A 17,675-nucleotide genomic window follows, 5' to 3' on the forward strand; every position below is an offset into this window, starting at 1 on the left:
CTAAAAAAGAATAATATAATGACTGAAGTAAGATACAATTGGACAAAAGAAGAGATAGCTGAAATATACCACAGGCCATTGTTAGACCTTGTTTATGAAGCAGCTACAGTTCATCGTGAAAATAAGGATTATTCAGAGGTTCAAATCAGTTCACTGATTTCTATAAAAACCGGTGGTTGCCCTGAAGATTGTGCTTATTGCCCGCAGGCAGCACGTTATAACACAGGGGTTGATGTACATGCCATTATGCCTAAAGAAGAAGTAATTGCTGTGGCTCAAAAAGCAAAAGATGGTGGAGCTTCCAGATTGTGTATGGGTGCCGCCTGGCGCGAAGTACGCGATAACCGCGATTTTGACAAGGTAATTGAAATGGTGAAAGCAGTGAATGCGCTCGATATGGAAGTTTGCTGTACACTTGGCATGCTTAATGAAGACCAGGCACAACGTTTGGCTGATGCAGGATTATATGCCTACAATCATAACCTGGATACATCAGAAGAAGATTATAAACGTATTATTACCACACGTACTTATGATGAGCGCTTAAAAACACTGGAGCATGTTCGTAAAGCCAAAATAACGGTTTGCAGCGGTGGTATTATAGGGTTAGGTGAAACGGTTGAAGATCGTATTTCAATGCTTAAAACATTGTCAAATCTGCCTAAACATCCGGAATCAGTACCCATTAATGCGTTGGTACCCGTACAGGGAACGCCTTTGGCCGACCAACCGAGAGTATCTGTTTGGGATATGGTAAGAATGATAGCCACCACCCGCATTATTATGCCTAAAACAGTTGTTCGTCTTTCCGCTGGCCGCACTGAGATGAGTGTGGTTGAGCAAGCCTTTTGCTTTATGGCTGGTGCCAACTCCATTTTTGCAGGTGAGAAGTTGTTGACCACGCCAAATCCATCATTTGACAGCGATATGGCCATGTTTGCATTGCTTGGTTTAAAACCACGTAAGGCTTTTAAAAATGGCCGTCCCGGTAAAGTTGAAAACGTAGAAGAGACAGTGTCTTTGTAATATAGGAATTATGTAGAGGCGCAATGTATTACGTCTCTACATAATTATAATTTAAACCTTAGCATCCAACACCCACCTCCAGGCCCAACGGGTTAAAAGGTTAAAGCCTTTCCACTCGTCAACAAACTCAATGATATCTTTTAAACAAGTTTCGCTAAATTTTTTCTTGAAGTTTTTTGTGGCGATTTTAAATACCTTATCAGGGTTTTCGAGGCCTATCCGTTCATATATTTCCTTTTTTACATACATAGTCCGCACAAATAAAATATTGAATAGTATTACATAACTATATAATGTGCGTTTAATATAACCGGCTTTAGCAGCATGCGATTTTAAAAAACTCTTAGTGAAAAGAATATGGCGGCCTTCTTCAATATTGTGCAGATCGAACATTTTTCTTAAAACCGGATATACATTATTAGCCCTGCGGGCATAATTGCCATAAATGTCTGTTACCAGCTCAACCGATACGCTACCCATAAACAAATAATCTGCGGGTAAATATTTATTGCTGAATTCTCCTAAAAACTTATGGATTCCCGACTGCCGGATGGGTTGTCCGCACAGCTTACTTATAGCCTCACCAAACATTTCCTGGTGCCTGAATTCTTCAATTAGTTCGCGTAATAAAAAGCGGTGTTCAATATTGTCAAGAGGAAGTGTAAGGATATGCCTGGTCATAAACAGACAAAATAAACATTCGCCCCAGGCATAGGAGGCAATTACCTGTACGAGTTCGTGACGACCCAGTTCAAGTTTTTGGGCAGGCGTTAGGGTGTCGTAAATTTCAAGGCCTTGTAAAGAGGTTAATATTTCAGGTAAGAAAATATCTTCTGGTGCAGGTTCCATTTCCCATGGAATATATTTTTCGGGCAACAAGGGACGCTCCTTACTGATCTTTATTAATCGCTCAATCTCTTTTACATCCATAAATGAAACTATCTGTTTAAGACTATTATTCAGATATACCTTAAAGAATAATGATTGGTTGCCTATGTGGCAAACAACTGGCCAAAATCTTTAAACGATTTAAATTCAAGTGCATTGCCCGATGGATCTAAGAAAAACATAGTAGCTTGTTCCCCGGGTAATCCTTTAAAACGAATATACGGCTCTATTACGAATTTAATTTGGTGCTCCTTTAATCTTTTTTCCAGGGTTTTAAATTCATCCCATTCTAAAACTACTCCATAATGTGGTATCGGTACATTATGCCCATCAACAGGATTAAAATGATGTTCGACTTCTTTATCCGGGCGAGGCTTTAAATGTGCAACAAATTGATGCCCATACAGATTAAAATCAATCCAATGATCTGAGCTACGGCCTTCACTGCATCCGACGGCGGTTGTATAAAACTTTCGCGTTTCTTCCAGATCATAAACTGGTATAGCAACATGAAATGGAGTAAGCTTACTTTTCATTTAATTAATTTACGCTATTTCACTGAATAGCGAAATAGCTGCCTGCCAATATTTCCGTCTTTATCAATACCTTCAACAATTACGCGATAAGTACCCTTTCCATCCGAATTAAAATATTCAACGGTTGCATTTCCGGTTTTATCGGTAATAATATTAGGGTTCCAGTAAATGGTACTGCGTGTATCTGTTTTATTAGGTTGTGTTTCTCTTGGGCCACTGTACCTCGGCAAATAAAAGGTTCTTATTTTAGCATAGCCTTTAGGGGTATAGTTTACTTCATTTTGTTGCGGTATCAGGCTTTTTAATTCTTGCAAGCTAATTTTTTGACCTTCAGGAGCCTTTTTCATATTAATTACGATAGCTCCATTAGTACCATAAGCGCTGTTGACTAATCCCAACTCATCTTTTAAAAAGATTTCAACCGATTCAATTTCGCTGGCGTTTATGCTATTTAAGGTATTAACATCAATGGGTTGCCCTCTTAAAAACAACGCTGCCGGAATCCTTTTCCCCTGGCTGTAATCGCGCATTACATAAAAATTATCATTTTCATAAGTCATGCCCGGCGCCATAGATCTTATACATTCCAATACGTTCGCGCAACCTGTCAGCATATTTCCATTAATGGTATGGTCAGCCTCGCTGCTTAAACTTGCTAAACTGCCGTAGTCTTTATGGCTAACCGTTTTAACAATTTTGGTATCACGTATCACCACCTCTTTCAATACATTGGTGTTATTGTATTGTATTTTGCTGTTTTTCAAATAGACGCTAAGTGTACTATCTATGTTGATGATTTGATCTGGCGTGTTATAATTAACGGGAATTCGTTGTCCCTGATCACCATCAACGGTAAGTACCAGTTCACTTGCCCGGGCATTATTGCGCGCGCTTAAAGATACCTTGGCCGAATCAGAAAAGGTAAGGTTAGTAAATGCAAAACGTCCTTCAGTATTAGTAGTGGTATTGGCCGAAAAATTTTTGTCGGCAATAAACAGACGTATATTTCCATTAGCTACCGGGATACCATTGGAAGCCCTAAGGGTCCCGCTAATGTTTATCCCTGTCTCAGGAAGATAACGTATGGCAGGGTACTTATCATTCATAATACCATCATATGAAAATCTGCGATACCCTTGTGTTAGTAATAAAACATCGAGGTCTGCTACCGTTTTTGCATCCGGATGGTTAAAATAATAATTCGGCTTTTCAATATATCCCTTAATGTCTGATGTGAGTAGTAAGTTGGTTAAAATAGTAGTTTCTGCATCATCATCGTAAGGTACTTTGGCATCATCCACAACCGACATTGAAAACTCTCCCTGAGCGGGCTGATCACTGTTTTTTGCAAGTACATTTAACTTGACCATTTGTCTGGTAGTATAGGAGGGGTGATCGCCACTCACTGCAATGTTTAATAAATCATTATCATGCTTTATAAAAGCAATGCGCTCGCTGATCGGATCTCCATCTTCAGTAAATAGGGTTACCTGTACAATTCCAGTTGGGAACTTACTTTTAGGTATGGAGGCATTATAAACCTGGTTTTGTAACTGGGTTTTTGCAGCGAAATAAATAACACCATTTGATTTTGCCAGTATAAAAAATGTTTTGCCCTGATATTGTTTAACAAAAGGTAAATCAGCCTGTATTCTAAGTTTTAAATTATCCGGATCACTATTTTCTACGCTTAAACATATGGCCCCCGTTTGTATTTTAGGTAGATCGGGAGTGACAGTTGTGCCATCCGCAAAAGTAACTTTAGCTGTATAAGTTTTACCTTCTTCAGGTTTAAAAACAAAAACGCCCATGCCTAAATGCGTAGACGCAAATTCAGCTACTACGGTATTATTGTTATCAATAATAGTTCCTTTTGCATCAATCCCTAATCCATTTGGACTTACAGCTTTAAATGCAACTTTTGAACTTAATCCGGTTATTAATTGCCCCCCCTCCGCAAAAAACTGCAGATCGTTTGGCGCAGAAACAGATTTTAATGGAAATGTGCTGGTAAACTGCTTGTGACTATTGTTATCAATTTCAGTTATTATAATTGCCGAGTCGAGACCGTAGTTTTTTGTATTGCTAAAGCTGATATTAATGAAACCGTTTTTGTCGGTTATTCCTTTTCCTTTAATTAAGGTTTCATAATCTTTTTCAACGGTCCAGTTTACCTTTTTTTCACTATAAGGGTTCCCGTCCCCGTCTTTATATAAAATGTGGGCAGATATTTTGGGTACTTTATTTACTTCGGTTCTTTTAAAAGAAATCTGGGTAGACAAATCATTGTTAATAGCATCGCCAATGGTTATATTTTTATTAAAAAAATAGGCAGGGTCACCGTTGTTCATCCAATTGGAAAATGCAACCACACGATAATTACCTTTCTTATATACATATTGCGATATAGGGAAAGTACCCCAGGCAACACCATTTTTCACCTGTAATTTTAAGGCCTCAATTAATGAATCTCTTGGCCCCAGTATGTCAACATAAATTATTTTGCTTAATGGGCTAAGCTGGTGCTGGTCGATAGTCAGATAGGCTTTAAACCAAATGGTATCGCCTAAAGCGTAATAGGGCTTATCAAAGTGCAGGTAAAGTTTCTCAGTTGGGAAGCTATTGTACAGCTTAGCTGTTTTAGTCATAATATGATTCAAAACAGCTGTATCAGACTGTGCGGCTGCGCTGAAATAAAAAACTATAAGAAATAATAATTGTACAAATAAAACCTTTAAAACTTTCATGAATTCAGATTGATCTTGGCTACGGGGCTAATATAATCTATTACGGTTTAAATAAAATCAAATACCGTTTAGTTTAACATTATTTAGGACTTTTAAACAACATTTTTACTTAACAACCATTTGCACTGTATTTCTGCTTACCTGTTCGAGCAGTATCTGCTTACCATTAGTTAACTCTTTTAATGCATCAGGCGAATGATGCCTTACTGTAATTAATGTTAAGCCCTGGTTGTATTTTACTTTAAAATCCTGTTGTAAGTTTTGTAACAACCTGTTAAAACGTTCTTCGTAAAAATCAAAACAAACAGAAAAACTTAAAGCAGAAGTTTGCATAGTATTCACTTTTACCTGGCTTTGGGCAAACAGGCCAAAAATACTACTCAAATGATTTTCAGATATAAACGAATAGTCTTTAGCTGATAACGATAAAAGCACCTGGTTTTGTTTGAGGATGATAACAGGCTTAATGAATTTATTAATACCGTCTTCTTTTATTACCGTACCATCAGCCTCCGGATCAGTAAAAGATTTTACAAATAGCGGAATTTTGGCATTTTGAAGTGGTTTGATCGTTTTTGGATGAATAACGGACGCTCCATAATAGGTCATTTCTATTGCTTCAGCATAAGTTAATTCATCAAACTTAACAGTGTCTTTGAAAAATTTCGGATCAGCGTTTAAAATACCGGGAACATCTTTCCATGTGGTAACGGAATCGGCACCAAGAGAAGCTGCAAATATAGAGGCGGTATAATCAGATCCTTCACGCCCTAAGGTTGTAGTGAAATTTTCAGAAGTGCCGCCTAAAAAGCCTTGTGTAACAACGATTCCTTTTTGCAATAATGCAGGGATATCTTTATGAATACTTTGAGATGTTTTTTCCCATTGAACCTGCCCTTCGCGATAGGTATTATCTGTATGGATATATCCTCTTACATCAAGCCATTGGCTTTTTAGTCCTACCTTATTCAAATAAGCACTCACTATACGGGTAGATACCATCTCGCCAATAGAAACTATCTGATCGTAAATATAATCATACTCATCTTGCGGATCTTCTTCTATGATCCAATCAATCTCTACAAAAGTATTGGCAACATCATCAAAAATAGGAGCAGGGGTATTAAAAAGCATTTCAATAATATCGTAATGATATTTCTTTATTTCATTAAATATGTTATGCAGATTGTCATTACCATTAAAGTAAGCTTTTGTCAGCTTTTCGAGCGCATTGGTGGTTTTACCCATTGCCGAAACCACAATTAACAATTGCTCACCTTCATATCTTTTAACCACATTGGCCAGGTTAACTATGCCATTAGCATCTTTTACGGATGCACCACCGAATTTAAAAACCAACATTATAAAGGATTTGATTTTATAGATTTAACAATTGTTCTTTTGAAAGCGATGCATTAAGCCAGCCGGCTTCAATATTGGCTTCGTACTTGTTATAAAAGTTAATAGCCGGTTCATTCCAATCCAGCACCTGCCAAACCATGCCGCTAAAACCTAGTTCTTTAGCTTCTTCAATGCAGCGTTCAAACAGTAATTTACCAACTTTCTTTCCGCGCATGCTTTCAGTAACAATAAAGTCTTCTAGGTATAAGCGTGATCCTTTCCAGGTAGAATAGCGTATATAATATAACGCAAAGCCTACAACTATTCCATCCACTTCAGCAACGAAGGCTTTCCAAACCGGCCTAGTACCGAAACCGGTATCTTCAAACTCCTGCAAGGTAACGGTAACTTCTTCAGGGGCTTTTTCATATATAGCTAATTCATTTATCAGCTCAAGCAATCGTACACAATCTTCTTTTTTTGCGACTCGTAGGTTTATATCCATTAGTTTATGAGTATCAGTAGTTTATTAGTCTCAAAACGGCACCCTTTATATAGTTTAGTTACTTTTCCAGTGTTTAATTACCCTTTGCCCAAAAATAGTGCTGCCAAGTCGTACCATATTGCTGCCTTGCTCAATAGCCAGCTTATAATCGGCAGACATGCCCATGGATAAGGTATCAAATGAGTCTTCTTTTCTGAAAAAGCTCTGTTTCATACCATCAAAAAAAGTTTTTAGTTCGTAGTATTCTTCTTTTATCTGTTTCTCGTTATCAGTGTTGGTAGCAATTCCCATTAGCCCCCGTATGCGGATGTTTTTTAACTCAGTATATTCTTCTGAACGCAATAATTCTATTGCTTCGTCAAAACCTAAACCGAACTTGGTTTCTTCGTCTGCAATATAAATCTGCAACAAGCAATCAATAACCCGATTGTTTTTTTCGGCATGTTTATTTATTTCATGCAAAAGTTTTATACTATCAACAGATTGTATCATGCTGATAAAAGGAGCAATATATTTTACTTTATTGCTTTGCAAATGACCTATTAAATGCCATTGGATATCTTTTGGCAAATGTTCATATTTTTCAACCAGTTCCTGTACCATATTTTCGCCAAACAGACGCTGCCCTGCATCATAGGCTTCCTGTACATCTTCAGCTGGTTTTGTTTTAGAAACAGCTATCAATTTAACATTAATAGGCACAGTTTCCTTTTTTAAGCTTTTGATATTATCTGCTATGCTCATTTATCCGTAAATTTGTTCAATTATTAAGCCGCTAAATTACAGAATGCGTAAATATATCACCCTGTTTTTTTCAGTAACCTTTTTTTTATATGCCTGCAAAGGCGATAAAACACCCGCCGGAATTATAAAACACGACCAAATGGTTAGTTTATTAACCGATGTACACATTATTGATGGTAGTTTGTACAGTGTACAGCAAACTCCTGATACTTTATATAAATATGGTAGTGGTAAATACCGCGCCCTGTTTAAAAGATACGGTATTGATACTGCGCAATTTAGAAGAAGTATGAAATATTATGCTTCACAGCCTACCGAAATGGGAGCAATGTACGATCAGATTCTGGCGAATTTAAAAGTGAAAATTGATTCTCTTAATAAAATTCAATCAAAAAATATTCAACAAAAACAGAATGCTCTATCCCCCAACCAGCATAGATAAGCTGGGTTTTACTGAAATAAAAGAACTTATTAAGGCACATTGCTTGAGCGAAATGGGTCGCCAGATGGTTGATCGCATACAGGTAATGAACAATTATGATCAGATACGGAAATTTCTGAGTCAAGCCAATGAGTTTAAAAATATACTTGAAAATGATGATGCCCTGCCTATTAATCATTTTTTCGACATCAAATCACTCGCTAATAAGGCCCGGATTGAAGGAGTTTTTTTAAACGAGGAAGAGTTTTACCAGGTACAAGCATCATTAACTACTGTTTTTGCAGTTATTGCTTATTTTAATGAGCGGGAAGGATTATACCCTAACCTTGTTGCCTTATTTGAACATTTACCTATTGAAAAGGCTATTCTAAAAAAAATAGATACGGTAATTGATCAAAAAGGGAAAATAAGACCTAATGCATCTCGTGAGCTTCAAGAAATAACATCAGGTATAGCCAAGGCTGAACAAGAAGCCCGCAAAAAGATCGACATGGTATTTAAAAATGCCAGCAGCAATGGCTGGACTGCCGATGGTTCATTAACCGTGCGTGACGGACGTTTGTGCATTCCTTTATTAGCTGAGAATAAACGAAAAATAAAAGGTTTTATTCACGATGAGTCAGCATCCGGCCAAACCGTTTATATGGAACCGGAGGAGGTTTTTTCGCTCAATAATAAGATCCGCGATCTGGAATTTGATCGCCGTCGTGAAATTATCAAAATACTTACTCATTTAACAGATGAGTTAAGGCCCTATGTTCCTTTGTTATTATCGTACCATAGTTTGTTAACCAAGCTTGATTTTGTACGTGCAAAAGCGCTTTTTGCAATTGACATTGAGGGCGAAATGCCCGTAGTAGTTAATGAGGCTACTTTAAAACTAAATAATGCACGCCACCCGCTTTTGCTGCTAAGTTTTAAAAAAGAACAGAAAACAGTTGTGCCATTAAATGTTCAAATTGATGAGCATACAAGGGTTATAGTAGTATCTGGGCCAAACGCCGGCGGAAAGTCGGTTTGCATGAAAACAGTTGGCCTTTTACAGATGATGGTACAGGCAGGGTTGTTAATATCAGCATCAGAAGTGAGCGTTGTAGGCGTGTTTAAGCAGATATTTGTTGATATAGGTGATGATCAGTCAATTGAAAGCGATTTGAGTACCTATAGTGCCCATCTTTCCAAAATGAAAAATTTTGTGGAACAGGCTAATGGCAAAACCATGATATTAATTGATGAGTTTGGAACAGGTACCGACCCACAATTTGGTGGGCCAATAGCAGAAGCTGTGCTGGAATCATTAAATCATAAAAAGGTTAAAGGAATGGTAACCACTCACTATTCAAATTTGAAGATCTTTGCCAGCCATACCGAAGGGCTTGAAAATGCATCCATGTTATTTAATAATATGGAAATGAAGCCGCTTTACATACTTGAAGTTGGTAAGCCGGGAAGTTCATATGCTTTTGAAATTGCACAAAAAATTGGCTTGCCACAAAATGTGCTCAACCTGGCAAAAAACAAAATTAGCGAAGGTCAGAAAAAGGTAGATACTTTGCTTGTTGATTTAGAGCGTGAGAAAAAGGAAATTTTTGATACTAAACTTAAACTCGACAAACAGCAAAGGCAAGTGAACACACTTTTGGCTGAAAACGAAAAACTAAAAAGTTACCTGGAAGAAAATAAAAAAGCCCTTATTAAAGATGCTAAAGACCAGGCTAAAAATATTATTTTAAATGCTAATAAACTGGTTGAGAATACTATATCAGAAATTAAAAGCAGTAATGCCGATAAGGAGAAAACCCGTACACTTCGTGAGAATTTAAATATCGAACTACAAAAAAATACAGTTAAACCGGTTGCACCTAAGCCACTTCCTGCAGATGATGAAGAGCTAAAACCAGGTGATTGGGTAAAACTAATCGATAGCGAAACAACTGGGCAGGTGATTGAGCTGATAAAGGACAATGTGGTAATTGCCATTGGTGATTTACGTACTGTGGCCAAGCGGAAACGGGTGGTTAAAGTGTCGCGATCATCGGTGCCAAAAGAAATGCGGAAAAGCTTTAGTTCGCATACTGGTGATGTGGCTAGTTTTAGCCCGGAGATTGATGTGCGGGGAATGCGTACCGAAGATGCCTTGAGCAATATTGAACGATTATTCGACCGTGCATTAATGATGGGTTATGGCAATTTAAAAATCATTCATGGTAAGGGTGATGGCATATTGCGTAAAATGATAAGGCAATATCTTAAAAAGTATGAACAAGTTGACCGAATGGAAGATGAGCATGCCGACAGAGGAGGAGATGGTATTACTTATGTATATTTGAAATAAACTGATAAAACCAAATGATAATGAATAGTAAATATCTTGTTTTTTGTATTTGTTTTTTAATAGGCTTAAACTGTTCAGCCCAGCTTATAACTGTAAAAAACAACGACAAGCACATTCGCTATATGGGCAGAATTGCTCAAACCGATACGGTTTCAGAACTTTCATGGTCTGGCAGTTCTATAAAAATCAACTTTACAGGATCAGGGATAAGTGCTGTTTTGAAAGATGAACGAGGGGATAATACTTATAATGTTATTGTAGATAATAAGGTAATTAGTGTTCTTCGTCCGGATCCAATAAAAAAGGAATACAAGCTGGCAAGCAATTTATTAGGTGGTAAACACACCCTTGAATTATTTAAAAGAAGCGAATGGGCAATGGGCAAAACAAGGTTTTACAGCTTCGAACTAAATAAAGGTGGCAGGTTTTTACCTGCTGATCCGGCCCGTAAACGAAAAATTGAGTTTTTTGGTGATTCCATTACATGCGGATATGCAGATGAAGATTCTACCGGGCAAGATAGAGGCACCAGTCCCTATGAAAACGGTTATTTAAGTTATGCCACCTTAACGGCAAAGCATTTTGATGCCGAATTTAATAATACATCTAAAAGTGGCATAGGTATAATGGTTAGCTGGTTCCCATTCACCATGCCTGATATGTACGACCGTTTGGATGCGAACGATCCAAACAGTAAGTGGGATTTTACAAAATATACACCTGATTTGGTGGTGATTAACCTTTTTCAAAATGACAGCTGGTTGGTTAATTTACCTAACAATGATCAATTTAAGGCTAAATTTGGGACAACCGCGCCAACACCACAATTTATTGTTAACGCATACAGTAATTTTATAAAGACTATAAGGGGTAAATATCCCAAGGCACAAATTATTTGCATTTTAGGAAGCATGGACGCTACCAAACAAGGTTCACCATGGCCGGGATATATAGAAAAGGCTGTTGCATCATTAAATGATAAAAACATTTATACGCATTTTATCCCTTACAAAAACACCAATGGGCATCCAAGTGTTAAAGAACAACAGGCAATGGCCGATGACCTGATTGCGTTTATGAATAAAACAATCACGTGGTAAATAAGATAAACTAATTTACCAGGAGGGGATTATTAAAAACTATGTTTCAATATGATCCCTTTGATAAGTTTCTTCATCAATATCTTCGCCTACCTTTTGTTGATCAGGTAGCTCATTGGGTCCTGGAATATTGGGTGCGTCATCATCTTCACCTTGTTGTGATCCTCCTTTATGCGGGCGATCGTTTTCACCATTCCCCCGTTCAACTTTTTCAGGCTTAGGCTCTTCATTTTCCATATTGATTTGTGGTTGGAAAGCGTTGTGATCCGATGAAACGTCCTGGTCTTTTTGCCTGAAGTTATCGTTTTCCTGTTTGGATTGATCCTTGTCTTTCCAAAGCACTTCATTGTTAAGTTCCATTGGTTTAATTATTGGTATATTATTTATAAGCTTTCTGCTTTGTAATTGTTTTGATTTTGTTGAGGTTGTTTATGCTATTATATTGGCAGTGGATGAGAATTAAAACTATTATGCATCAATATAAAATATATAACTTTACCCCAACCAATTATTATAAATGAACAAAGTAGTTAGTGACGCTGATGAAGCTATCCGCGATATTGAGGACGGTATGACCTTAATGCTCGGGGGCTTTGGTTTATGCGGATTACCGGAAAATTGCATAGCTGCGCTGGTGAAAAAAGGCACAAAAGAGCTTACCTGTATATCAAACAATGCTGGGGTTGATGATTTTGGGATCGGATTAATGCTAAAACAGCGACAAGTAAAAAAGATGATTTCATCATATGTGGGTGAAAATGCTGAATTTGAACGCCAGCTGCTTAGCGGCGAACTTGATGTTGAACTGATACCACAAGGGACACTGGCCACACGTTGTATGGCGGCTGGATATGGTATGCCTGCAATTTTTACTCCGGCGGGCATAGGAACAGAAGTAGCTATCGGCAAAGAAGTCCGCAACTTTAACGGTAAAGACTATTTAATGGAGCTGGCTTTTGATGCCGATTTTGCCATTGTGAAAGCATGGAAGGGGGACACTATGGGCAATTTAGTTTACAAAGCAACAGCCAGGAATTTTAACGCTGTTATGGCCATGGCCGGAAAAATTACCATTGCCGAAGTGGAAGAACTGGTTGAACCGGGTGAATTAGATCCTGATCATATTCATACGCCAGGGATTTATATACACCGGATTTTTCAGGGTGTTAATTATGAAAAAAGAATAGAACAAAGAACCGTAAGGAAAAATGTTAGATAAAGAAGGTATTGCTAAAAGAATAGCAAAGGAAATAAAGGATGGTTACTACGTCAACTTGGGTATAGGTATCCCTACGTTGGTAGCCAATTATATACCGGCTAATATTGATGTGGTATTACAATCAGAAAATGGTTTGTTGGGTATGGGGCCTTTTCCATTTGAAGGTGAAGAGGATGCCGATGTAATTAACGCCGGTAAGCAAACCATTACCATGTTACCCGGTTCAGCGATTTTTGATTCAGCCATGAGTTTTGGGATGATCCGCGCAAAAAAGGTAAACCTAACTATATTAGGAGCAATGGAAGTATCTGAAAATGGCGATATAGCCAATTGGAAAATCCCGGGGAAAATGGTTAAAGGTATGGGAGGCGCAATGGATCTGGTTGCATCTGCAGAAAATATCATTGTAGCTATGCAGCATGTAAACAAAGCAGGCGAATCCAAACTGCTTCCCAAATGTACATTACCATTAACAGGTGTTAACTGCGTAAAAAAAATAGTAACCGAATTAGCGGTATTAGATGTATTACCTGATGGTGGTTTTAAATTACTGGAACGCGCACCCGGAATAAGCGTGGATGAAATTAAAAATGCAACAGCAGGAAAATTAATTATTGAAGGAGATATCCCCGAAATGATTATCTAGTTAATAGTTACCATATAAACTAACTCAAAACCTTCTCTCTTAATTGTTTTGATATGCTTTCTGTAATGCAAATAATATCATCAGCTACATGACTATTATTGGTAATTACCTGATCGCACTCATCTTTGTAGGGCAATAAATATTCCTGGTACGCTGGCACAACATGATTTATCCATTTGTACATTACGTCATCGTGTGAGTAACCGCGTTCAATCAAATCTCTTTTTAAACGGCGTTGCAGAGCAATATCATCATCTGCCTCAATAAAAATCTTCAGATCAAGTGATGCAGCTATTTTTTTAAAGTGAAGAATAAATAAACCTTCCACTATCATAATGGGTGCAGGTTTTATTTCCAGTATTTTAGGGATAGCTTCCGGGTTATTAAAAGTGTATTCTTTTTTCAGAATAACTTCACCATTAATCAGCTTTTCAATATCATCTTCAAAATGAGCATGATCTATAGTTGCAGGCAGATCAAAATTATAAAGTCTATTTTCTTCTTTGGTCATGTTATGGGCCACAGGAATATAATAATCATCCTGCGAAACCAAACAAACTTCAGCTTCGGTAAAATGTTCAAGGAAACACTTCAGAAAAAATGTTTTACCGGAGCCACTTCCACCGGCAATACCTATAATAAACGGTTTATTCATTTGGACTACCATAGCTAATATCTACACGAAAACGTTTATCCAAAGCTCCTAATGAATCGGCTACACTTTTAGTCATAACTATAATAACATCTTTGGTTGATTCGCTATCGGTAAAACTACCAACCACTTTGGCAAACGTGGTACGGTTAGTCATGGGATTAGTGATTTTTATAACTGTACCAATTGGAGCTGTGCGGTGAAGTACAAATTTCTTATTTGGATCAAGACTTGCATCATCAATCCAGGTAGCAACGCCTTTTTCATTTTTTTCATACAATCCGTAACGGTTTGTATTTAAATGATGTTCGGCAGAATTACTACTGTCTTTATTGTTAGATGCCACAGCAGGTGAATCATTTTGAGCGGTATGATTTTCTACACTTACAACCGGAGGCACCACGGGTGGCGTATTATTAGTAGTAGTGGAAGTTGCTGAAGCAACGCCTGCAGGAACTAAAAGTATTTGGCCCGGGATAAGTGTTGTTGATGATAAATTATTTAGTTTGGTTATGGCATCAACCGTACTATTAAAACGTTTACTTATACTATATAAGGTTTCACCAGCTGAGACTTTGTATTCAGTAGGAGGCGTATTATCTTGAACAGGTTGCTGAACTACAGGCTGTGTAACTGGTTGTTGTAAACGTTCGGGTGCTTGTTCAGCAGGCTGATCTGCTACAACTTCTTTTTGTTGGTGTTTTTTCTCAGCCCTGGCTTCTTCAGCCTCTTTTGCAAGCCTTGTCTTTTTCTCTTTCGCAGTCTCTTTTTGGGCTATTTCTTTGGTTGTTTTTTTATAAGGCTGATCTGTTGGGATATTAATAACAGAACCAATTGTTAAAATTGCTTTTTTACTTCCGTTAAATTTCATCAGCACTTCGGGTTTAACGTTATAACGCCTGCCGATTGAGTAATAAGTATCTTTGGGTTTAACCTTAAACTGGATCATTTTTTTACCATCATTGTTCTTTACTCCAACCGAATCAATTACCGGTTTCGCAAATCCTGATAAGGAAACCAGGAATAACAATAATGCAGCTAATAAAATCTTAAATTTCATAATTAATTATAAATCAATAAATTAAAGGGGTATAACCTTTAGTTCAGATTTGTTTTTGATATACAATAAATAGTTCTTGTATAACATAAACGCCTCCGGCTGAATTTTTTGTATGTCGTAATTTAATAAATCATCATAAACCATGTTATCACCGTCAAATATAAAAAGTGATTGTGTTAACATGCCTTTTTTTAACGCGTGCAAAGATACAATTCTGAAATTATTGTGCTCAAGATAATGTACCATATTTCCAAAAGGATGCATGGCCATTAATTTCCCCGAAAGCTCATCAGTACTTATCAATTGCGGCAATATAATATTATTAATTAACTCTTTGTTAACAGACGGTTGGTAAATGCGGGTTGTTGCACCTGTATTAATATCTGCTAAAAATAATTTTCGGGGTTGAATCCGGATATCATAAATTACAGGGCCATTATCTGACAAATGGTCAAAGGCGAAATTGTAATTGCTCCATAATGTTTTCCCCGTAATGGCATCAATGGCTAATAGGCCCTTATGAGTAGGTCCTGTTTCTGATTGGTAATAATGTAATAATAATACGCCATTATGAGCAGTTTCTATACCGGTAAGCCATCTTTCTGGAGCAGTTAGTCCTTCAAAGTTTAATTCGGCAGTATGGAGATTTATCGCCCCAAAAGAAACATTTTTATCTTCATTATTTCTTACTTCAACAAATAAGGTATCGGTAATCTCGTCAATCTCCATTCGCCAAATTACGCCGTTAAATTCCTTACTGATAATGGGCTTTATAATCATAACAAATGCAAAGATGTAGATGTATTTTGGATTTCAGAATTCGGACAGTGTGAAATAAAATTAAAAATTAGACTTATCCGCTTAAGTATATAGAGGGGACTAACATTATAATTTATAAATTTGGCAGCTAATAAAGCTTAGTACAATTATTAAATAAATATGAGCAAAGGGGTTGTAAGTAAAGAAGAAGATTATTCGCAGTGGTATAATGATCTGGTAATCAAGGCTGATATGGCCGAGTATTCACCTGTAAAAGGATGTATGATCATTAAGCCATATGGTTATTCCATATGGGAGAAAATGCAAAGCGTACTGGACGTTATGTTTAAGGAAACTGGTCACGTTAATGCTTATTTTCCGCTGTTTATACCCAAATCTTTCTTTTCAAAAGAAGCTAGTCACGTTGATGGCTTTGCTAAAGAATGCGCAGTAGTTACCCATTACCGTTTAAAAAATGATGGTAACGGAAATATTGTAGTTGATGAAGATGCTAAACTGGAAGAAGAACTGATTGTTCGTCCTACTTCAGAAACTATTATATGGAATACCTATAAAGGCTGGATCCAGTCATACCGCGATTTACCTATCCTGGTTAACCAGTGGGCCAACGTGGTGCGTTGGGAAATGCGTACCCGTTTGTTTTTACGTACAACCGAGTTTTTATGGCAAGAGGGGCACACCGCTCACGCCACTGCCGAAGAAGCCATTGCCGAAACCGAACAAATGCTGAACGTATATGCTGATTTTGTAGAGAATTGGTTAGCCTTGCCGGTTATCCGAGGTAAAAAAACAGCAAATGAGCGTTTTGCAGGAGCTTTGGATACTTATTGTATTGAAGCCTTAATGCAGGATGGTAAAGCATTACAAGCCGGTACATCTCACTTTTTAGGACAGAACTTTGCAAAAGCATTTGATGTAAAGTTCACTAACAAAGAAAATAAGCTTGATTATGTTTGGGCTACTTCATGGGGCGTTTCAACCCGTTTAATTGGAGCATTGATCATGGCTCATTCAGATGATGCCGGATTAGTACTACCTCCAAAACTGGCTCCAATACAGGTTGTTGTTGTGCCTATTTATAAACACGATGAAGAACTGGAAAATATCAGTGGATTTGTGGCTTCTTTATCAAAAGAACTAAAGGCTAAAGGGATCTCTGTTAAGTTCGATAAGCGTGATACCCACCGTCCGGGGGCTAAATTTGCTGAGTACGAGTTAAAAGGCGTACCTCTGCGTGTTGCCATCGGTAGCCGCGACATGCAAAATGGTACAGTTGAACTGGCCCGTCGAGATACCAAGACCAAGGAAACTGTTAACCAGGAGGGTTTGGCTGATAAAATTGAACAGCTTTTAGAAGAAATACAAACCAACATTTACCAAAAGGCTTTAAACTTTAAAACAGCAAATACTACCGAGGTTGATAGCTACGACGAGTTTAAACGTATGCTGGATGAACAGCCAGGCTTTTTGTCAGCCCATTGGGATGGCACATCAGAAACCGAGCAGCAAATAAAAGACGAAACCAAGGCTACAATACGTTGCATTCCTTTAAATAACAAACAGGAAGAAGGTAAATGTATTTTAACCGGCAAACCGTCAAAACAAAGAGTGATTTTCGCGAGGGCTTATTAAGTTTGGTGAGTAGTTTATTGGG

17 protein-coding genes are annotated in these 17,675 nt (G+C 37.6%); 7 read left to right on the forward strand and 10 right to left on the reverse strand.

From position 1 onward, the window contains the following. Positions 1–18 precede the first annotated feature (18 nt). A complete protein-coding gene (bioB, locus tag JN11_RS15455; protein WP_144913987.1) occupies positions 19–1,026 on the forward strand; it encodes a biotin synthase BioB in 1,008 nt (335 codons plus the stop codon). 51 nt (positions 1,027–1,077) lie between these two features. On the opposite strand, the gene JN11_RS15460 is transcribed toward bioB, so the two are convergent. From JN11_RS15460 to JN11_RS15485, 6 genes are all read right to left on the reverse strand, one after another. Beyond that, positions 1,078–1,956, reverse strand: a complete 879-nt coding sequence (locus JN11_RS15460) for a diiron oxygenase (RefSeq protein WP_144913989.1) — start codon at positions 1,954–1,956, stop codon at positions 1,078–1,080. 62 nt (positions 1,957–2,018) lie between these two features. Then, entirely contained in the window at positions 2,019–2,450 is a 432-nt protein-coding gene (locus tag JN11_RS15465) for a VOC family protein (protein WP_144913991.1), read from the reverse strand. A gap of 14 nt (positions 2,451–2,464) precedes the next feature. Beyond that, entirely contained in the window at positions 2,465–5,197 is a 2,733-nt protein-coding gene (locus tag JN11_RS15470; RefSeq protein ID WP_144913993.1) for a carboxypeptidase regulatory-like domain-containing protein, read from the reverse strand. A gap of 105 nt (positions 5,198–5,302) precedes the next feature. After that, a complete protein-coding gene (locus tag JN11_RS15475; protein WP_144913994.1) occupies positions 5,303–6,559 on the reverse strand; it encodes an aspartate kinase in 1,257 nt (418 codons plus the stop codon). Positions 6,560–6,575: 16 nt separating this feature from the next. Next, entirely contained in the window at positions 6,576–7,043 is a 468-nt protein-coding gene (locus tag JN11_RS15480; protein ID WP_144913996.1) for a GNAT family N-acetyltransferase, read from the reverse strand. Positions 7,044–7,097: 54 nt separating this feature from the next. Next, positions 7,098–7,787: a YggS family pyridoxal phosphate-dependent enzyme gene (locus JN11_RS15485; RefSeq protein ID WP_144913998.1), complete on the reverse strand. Its 690-nt coding sequence runs from the start codon at positions 7,785–7,787 to the stop codon at positions 7,098–7,100. A gap of 43 nt (positions 7,788–7,830) precedes the next feature. On the opposite strand from JN11_RS15485, the gene JN11_RS15490 reads away from it, so the two are divergent. The 3 genes from JN11_RS15490 to JN11_RS15500 all read left to right on the forward strand — a co-directional run bounded on the left by JN11_RS15490 (position 7,831) and on the right by JN11_RS15500 (position 11,664). Further along, the gene (locus JN11_RS15490) at positions 7,831–8,229 is read left to right on the forward strand and encodes a DUF4296 domain-containing protein (protein WP_144914000.1); all 399 of its coding nucleotides are present in this window, start codon (positions 7,831–7,833) and stop codon (positions 8,227–8,229) included. Next, positions 8,201–10,564 carry an endonuclease MutS2 gene (locus JN11_RS15495; protein WP_144914002.1) on the forward strand — a complete coding sequence of 788 codons (2,364 nt, stop codon included), beginning with the start codon at positions 8,201–8,203 and terminating at the stop codon, positions 10,562–10,564. The genes JN11_RS15490 and JN11_RS15495 overlap by 29 nt, the downstream gene beginning before the upstream one ends. A 122-nt stretch (positions 10,565–10,686) precedes the next feature. Beyond that, positions 10,687–11,664 carry an SGNH/GDSL hydrolase family protein gene (locus tag JN11_RS15500; RefSeq protein ID WP_211360785.1) on the forward strand — a complete coding sequence of 326 codons (978 nt, stop codon included), beginning with the start codon at positions 10,687–10,689 and terminating at the stop codon, positions 11,662–11,664. A gap of 39 nt (positions 11,665–11,703) precedes the next feature. On the opposite strand, the gene JN11_RS15505 is transcribed toward JN11_RS15500, so the two are convergent. Next, positions 11,704–12,024: a hypothetical protein gene (locus JN11_RS15505; RefSeq protein ID WP_144914005.1), complete on the reverse strand. Its 321-nt coding sequence runs from the start codon at positions 12,022–12,024 to the stop codon at positions 11,704–11,706. A 157-nt stretch (positions 12,025–12,181) separates the two neighbouring features. Between JN11_RS15505 and JN11_RS15510 the strand changes: the two genes are divergently transcribed. Continuing rightward, positions 12,182–12,883 (forward strand): CoA transferase subunit A, encoded by a 702-nt coding sequence (locus tag JN11_RS15510; protein ID WP_144914007.1) that lies wholly within the window; start codon positions 12,182–12,184, stop codon positions 12,881–12,883. Further along, positions 12,873–13,529, forward strand: a complete 657-nt coding sequence (locus JN11_RS15515) for a 3-oxoacid CoA-transferase subunit B (protein ID WP_144914008.1) — start codon at positions 12,873–12,875, stop codon at positions 13,527–13,529. Before JN11_RS15510 ends, JN11_RS15515 begins: the two co-directional genes overlap by 11 nt. 19 nt (positions 13,530–13,548) lie before the next feature. Here the strand turns inward: JN11_RS15515 and JN11_RS15520 are convergent, their stop codons facing one another. The 3 genes from JN11_RS15520 to JN11_RS15530 are packed head-to-tail and all read right to left on the reverse strand — an operon-like array spanning position 13,549 to position 16,021. Then, positions 13,549–14,184, reverse strand: a complete 636-nt coding sequence (locus tag JN11_RS15520; RefSeq protein WP_144914010.1) for a uridine kinase family protein — start codon at positions 14,182–14,184, stop codon at positions 13,549–13,551. Continuing rightward, positions 14,177–15,241: a DPBB and LysM peptidoglycan-binding domain-containing protein gene (locus JN11_RS15525; protein ID WP_144914011.1), complete on the reverse strand. Its 1,065-nt coding sequence runs from the start codon at positions 15,239–15,241 to the stop codon at positions 14,177–14,179. Before JN11_RS15525 ends, JN11_RS15520 begins: the two co-directional genes overlap by 8 nt. A gap of 21 nt (positions 15,242–15,262) precedes the next feature. Further along, entirely contained in the window at positions 15,263–16,021 is a 759-nt protein-coding gene (locus JN11_RS15530) for a DUF4905 domain-containing protein (RefSeq protein WP_144914013.1), read from the reverse strand. A 159-nt stretch (positions 16,022–16,180) separates the two neighbouring features. On the opposite strand from JN11_RS15530, the gene proS reads away from it, so the two are divergent. Next, positions 16,181–17,653, forward strand: a complete 1,473-nt coding sequence (gene proS, locus JN11_RS15535; RefSeq protein ID WP_144914015.1) for a proline--tRNA ligase — start codon at positions 16,181–16,183, stop codon at positions 17,651–17,653. The last annotated feature ends 22 nt before the right edge of the window (positions 17,654–17,675 follow it).

The sequence above is a fragment of the Mucilaginibacter frigoritolerans genome, from assembly GCF_007830615.1.
Taxonomy (GTDB): domain Bacteria; phylum Bacteroidota; class Bacteroidia; order Sphingobacteriales; family Sphingobacteriaceae; genus Mucilaginibacter; species Mucilaginibacter frigoritolerans.

Bases quoted from the DNA above. Each gene is read 5' to 3' on its own strand.
- bioB (WP_144913987.1), top strand. From the start codon at position 19: ATGACTGAAGTAAGATACAATTGGACAAAAGAAGAGATAGCTGAAATA.
- JN11_RS15460 (WP_144913989.1), bottom strand. From the start codon at position 1,956: ATGGATGTAAAAGAGATTGAGCGATTAATAAAGATCAGTAAGGAGCGT.
- JN11_RS15465 (WP_144913991.1), bottom strand. From the start codon at position 2,450: ATGAAAAGTAAGCTTACTCCATTTCATGTTGCTATACCAGTTTATGAT.
- JN11_RS15470 (WP_144913993.1), bottom strand. From the start codon at position 5,197: ATGAAAGTTTTAAAGGTTTTATTTGTACAATTATTATTTCTTATAGTT.
- JN11_RS15475 (WP_144913994.1), bottom strand. From the start codon at position 6,559: ATGTTGGTTTTTAAATTCGGTGGTGCATCCGTAAAAGATGCTAATGGC.
- JN11_RS15480 (WP_144913996.1), bottom strand. From the start codon at position 7,043: ATGGATATAAACCTACGAGTCGCAAAAAAAGAAGATTGTGTACGATTG.
- JN11_RS15485 (WP_144913998.1), bottom strand. From the start codon at position 7,787: ATGAGCATAGCAGATAATATCAAAAGCTTAAAAAAGGAAACTGTGCCT.
- JN11_RS15490 (WP_144914000.1), top strand. From the start codon at position 7,831: ATGCGTAAATATATCACCCTGTTTTTTTCAGTAACCTTTTTTTTATAT.
- JN11_RS15495 (WP_144914002.1), top strand. From the start codon at position 8,201: ATGCTCTATCCCCCAACCAGCATAGATAAGCTGGGTTTTACTGAAATA.
- JN11_RS15500 (WP_211360785.1), top strand. From the start codon at position 10,687: ATGGGCAGAATTGCTCAAACCGATACGGTTTCAGAACTTTCATGGTCT.
- JN11_RS15505 (WP_144914005.1), bottom strand. From the start codon at position 12,024: ATGGAACTTAACAATGAAGTGCTTTGGAAAGACAAGGATCAATCCAAA.
- JN11_RS15510 (WP_144914007.1), top strand. From the start codon at position 12,182: ATGAACAAAGTAGTTAGTGACGCTGATGAAGCTATCCGCGATATTGAG.
- JN11_RS15515 (WP_144914008.1), top strand. From the start codon at position 12,873: ATGTTAGATAAAGAAGGTATTGCTAAAAGAATAGCAAAGGAAATAAAG.
- JN11_RS15520 (WP_144914010.1), bottom strand. From the start codon at position 14,184: ATGAATAAACCGTTTATTATAGGTATTGCCGGTGGAAGTGGCTCCGGT.
- JN11_RS15525 (WP_144914011.1), bottom strand. From the start codon at position 15,241: ATGAAATTTAAGATTTTATTAGCTGCATTATTGTTATTCCTGGTTTCC.
- JN11_RS15530 (WP_144914013.1), bottom strand. From the start codon at position 16,021: ATGATTATAAAGCCCATTATCAGTAAGGAATTTAACGGCGTAATTTGG.
- proS (WP_144914015.1), top strand. From the start codon at position 16,181: ATGAGCAAAGGGGTTGTAAGTAAAGAAGAAGATTATTCGCAGTGGTAT.